Annotated in this window: 6 protein-coding genes; all 6 read left to right on the forward strand. The window is 43.2% G+C overall.

The genetic code is table 11. The features are described from left to right. A partial coding sequence (locus tag V3S16_RS04390) for a pirin family protein (protein ID WP_413883461.1) occupies positions 1-211 on the forward strand: 211 nt, incomplete at its 5' end. Positions 212-220: 9 nt separating this feature from the next. Then, on the forward strand, positions 221-508 hold the full coding sequence (locus V3S16_RS04395; RefSeq protein ID WP_413883465.1) for a hypothetical protein: 288 nt from the start codon (positions 221-223) through the stop codon (positions 506-508). Between the two features lie 3 nt (positions 509-511). After that, positions 512-1,330: a Rossmann-like domain-containing protein gene (locus V3S16_RS04400; RefSeq protein WP_413883462.1), complete on the forward strand. Its 819-nt coding sequence runs from the start codon at positions 512-514 to the stop codon at positions 1,328-1,330. Positions 1,331-1,617: 287 nt separating this feature from the next. After that, complete coding sequence (locus tag V3S16_RS04405; RefSeq protein WP_413883463.1) at positions 1,618-3,366, forward strand: histidine kinase dimerization/phosphoacceptor domain -containing protein; 1,749 nt, start codon at positions 1,618-1,620, stop codon at positions 3,364-3,366. A 4-nt stretch (positions 3,367-3,370) separates the two neighbouring features. Then, entirely contained in the window at positions 3,371-3,595 is a 225-nt protein-coding gene (locus V3S16_RS04410; RefSeq protein ID WP_413883464.1) for a response regulator, read from the forward strand. Positions 3,596-3,608: 13 nt separating this feature from the next. Further along, a partial coding sequence (locus V3S16_RS04415) for an ATP-binding protein (RefSeq protein ID WP_413883466.1) occupies positions 3,609-3,769 on the forward strand: 161 nt, incomplete at its 3' end.

The following is a 3,769-nucleotide window of genomic DNA, read 5'->3' on the forward strand; positions in this document are numbered from 1 at the left end:
TACACATCGTGACAGTGCTGGTAACCATGAAGTTCTTAGTCGTGGGCATGTACAGTGTATTTCAGCTGGTACGGGCGTGACGCATTCTGAGCTTAATGAGCAGAATGATTGGTGCCGTTTTCTTCAAATATGGATTTTACCAGAGGCAAACAATCTACCTGTTAGATATGAGTTCCATAAATTTTCTTTCGAAGACAGAAACAATAAATAATTACAAATTATATCCGGTTCAAAAAACAAAGACCTTGCCCCGCTTTATATTTGTCAAGATATAAATGTCTATATATCTGAATTAACAGCAAAAGATAAGAGTATAGCCTTCATTTTAGACGAAGGTCGCCAGGCATATATCTTCTGCTTTGAAGGCAGCATAAATATTGATCAATATCCCTCTTTAAAAGAGCGTGATTCATTGAAGATATACGGCCAGGCCCATATGGAGTTTACACTTACCTCCGATAAAGCGCACTTCATCATTATTGAGATGCAGCAAGAAAAATCAGATTAATTAATGAGTCTAAAAGATGAATTCAGAAAGCTGGTCACGGAATTAACGACAAAATTTACGCTTCCACCAATAGCAAACATTTTCTTCCCGCCTTTCTATAAGGGCGGCCAACCGCAAGATGCCCAGTTTATGGCCATCAGCCTGGAAGGCGGGGCGGCCGGCGTCAGCTTTGTTCTCCTGTCTGATGAAAAAATGGAAGAATACACTGCTTTACAACCGCCGGATTTTATCGAGAAAAACCCGCGGGTATTTGCGCTTGAATTTGGCAATGACGATCCTATTAAAGAGATGATCAGTCTGGCGGCCATTAACGCAATTTGTCAGCATGTTATGAGGGAGACCAATTTCGCGGTTGATTCTGCAACCGATTCACTGGGGCTGTTGTCGGTCTCCGCAGGAGACAGGGTCGGCATGGTCGGTTTATTCTTCGGGCTGATTAAGACCATTAAGCAAGCCGGCGCGGAACTGGTTGTCATTGAAAAAAAAGATCAGTTGATTCAAAAATTTCCGAATCTGCCAATTACCCTGGACGCGACGAAATTGGGCACATGCAATAAGATTTTATGCACCAGTACGACCATCTTGAACAATTCACTGGATGAAATTCTGGCCCACTGTTCACCGGATGCATTTGTCTCCATCATCGGTCCTACGGCGGGATATTTCCCGGACCCACTTTTTGCCCGCGGTGTCGATGTTGTGGGTGGAAGAGTGGTAAAGAACGGCGCGCTGTTTTTGCAACTGCTTGCAGAAAGAGAACGCTGGGGAGATGCTACACAAAGGACCTGTTTCCGGAAAGAGACCTACGCCGGCATAATTTAACTGCTGATCGGCTTCCATTTGTCACTCCTGTGAGCATCAACTACGCAGTCCTCCCCTGAAAATTGAAGATAAGGACTCGAAATCATCACCCTAACCCCTTTAAATCTTAGCCATAAACCAATATAATTTGACATGCGTTTTTAAATTAAAGATAATACTTTAATACACTATCTTTTCTGTATCTCTTATTATTCCTGAAGCGATTATGATTTATCGGTACCTCTTCGATCTGTGCTGAAAATTGATTTGGATAACAGAAAATGATTCGCGGCGGGAGGTTCAATAATATGAAAAACAGCGGCAAGCCCCCGAACACAGCTAAACCTTTCTTCCTCATTTTCTTACCCCTTTTGATTCTTGCTACTTCCATCATAGCTGGTTTTTTGTTCCAGGAGCTAAAGTCGCAAAAAGAGATTCTAAAGACCGGGGAGCAGCGACAGGTGGAAATGTTGCGAAGAATGGCTAATGACGATGTCAAAGGCGTTATATCCGATCTGTTTTACTTAGCTGTCAATCCTGTATTACACCAGATGATAGAGACCGGCCAAGCAGCCATGCGGCAGAAGTTAGGCAAAGTCTTTCTGGATTTTAGTAAAAATTCAAAACTTTATGACCAGGTTCGTTTCCTGGATGAAACCGGCATGGAGCGCGTACGAATAAATTTCGGCCAAGGCCATCCTTACATCGTAACTGATAACAAACTCCAGAACAAGGCCAAGCGGTATTACTTTGCCGATGCCTTCGGATTGGAGCCGGGTCGCGTGTTCGTGTCACCTTTTGACTTGAACATTGAACGAGGTCAGATCGAACGTCCACTCAAACCGGTGATCCGTTTCGGCACTCCGGTGGTACATCTCAACTACCGCAAGCGTGGCATTGTGTTGCTCAATTACTTTGGAGCAAAGCTGATCGAAAACCTGAATCAGACGTTGTCAGATACGACTGGTTCATTTATGTTGTTGAATTCCGGAGGCTACTGGCTCAAAGGGCTCAGCCCTGAAGACGAATGGGGTTTTATGTACAAAGGTCGCAAAGACCGGACTTTAGCCCAACGTGATACCGAGGCCTGGAATAGAATTTCAGCCCGGGATGTGGGCCAATTCAGTAATGATCATGGTATTTACACGTTCGCCACGGTCTGGCCTTTGGGTCATGGCATGTTGAGTAGTACTGGCTCCGGAGAGGCTTTCAAAGCAAGTGAATTTATTCTTTCCGGTAAGGATTTTAGCTGGAAAATTGTTACATTGATTTCTAAAAAAACATTGAGTGAACGTCAAACCGCAATCTTACTTCATTGGTTGCCAATATACGTTTTGGTTATTCTTTTGCTGGCTTTTGTATCTTTGAGCCTGGCCTTAGCTGCAACACACCGCAAGCGGGCAGAGGATCAGACCAAGGCGTCCCTACGAGAAAAAGAGATACTTCTCCGAGAAATTCACCACCGCGTTAAGAACAATATGCAGGTCATTATCAGCTTACTCAGGCTTCAGGCCGACAAAATTGAGGATAAAACTTATGCTGATATGTTTAAGGAAGGCGAGGATCGGATAAGATCCATGGCTCTTATTCACGAGCAACTTTACCAGTCCAAGGACTTCGCCAACATCGACTTCGGTGAATATATTAAAAGCCTTGCAAAGGCCTTATTCACATCCCATGGGGTTGATACAAACAGAGTTAGACTAAATACTGAGATCAAGGATGCTTCATTAGACCTTGAAAATGCTATTCCTTGTGGATTGATTATCAACGAACTGGTTTCCAATTCCTTAAAACATGCATTTCCTCAGGAGAGAAAAGGAAATATTAGCGTCGGATTCCGATTAATTAATAAAGATGAATTTGAAATAACAGTCAGCGATGACGGTATAGGGATACCGGAAGAGCTGGATTTGAATAATACAGACTCAATGGGTTGGTATTTGGTCAGGATTTTAGTAGAACGCCAGCTCGATGGCAAAATTGAAATAATCAGAAAACAAGGAACCCAATTTCATATCCAATTCAAAAGAACAAACTACAAATCAAGGATTTAGAGCAATGTCAAAAGCACAGATATTGATTGTTGAAGATGACGCGATCGTTTCATTAGACATAGAAAGCCGTCTGAAAGAGCTTGGTTATTCCGTACCTGAAGTTGTGATTACCGGAGAAAGAGCCATTCAGAAAGTAGAGGAGCATAATCCTGATCTGGTGTTGATGGATATTGTGCTCAAGGGTGAGATGGACGGGATTGAAGCTGCTGGAATCAGTTGGCATTTCTGACAAAGATCTTGCGATGATATTCGATCCATATTACTCATCCAAAGAACGAGGAACTCAAAAGGGGATGGGGCTTGGCCTGGCGACATCCTATTCCATCATAAAAAAACATCATGGCAAGATTACGGCAGCATCCGAGGTCGGTGTTGGAACTACCATCAATATCTATCTGCCGGC

The sequence above is a fragment of the Candidatus Desulfatibia sp. genome (assembly GCF_036446775.1).
Taxonomy (GTDB): domain Bacteria; phylum Desulfobacterota; class Desulfobacteria; order Desulfobacterales; family UBA11574; genus Desulfatibia_A.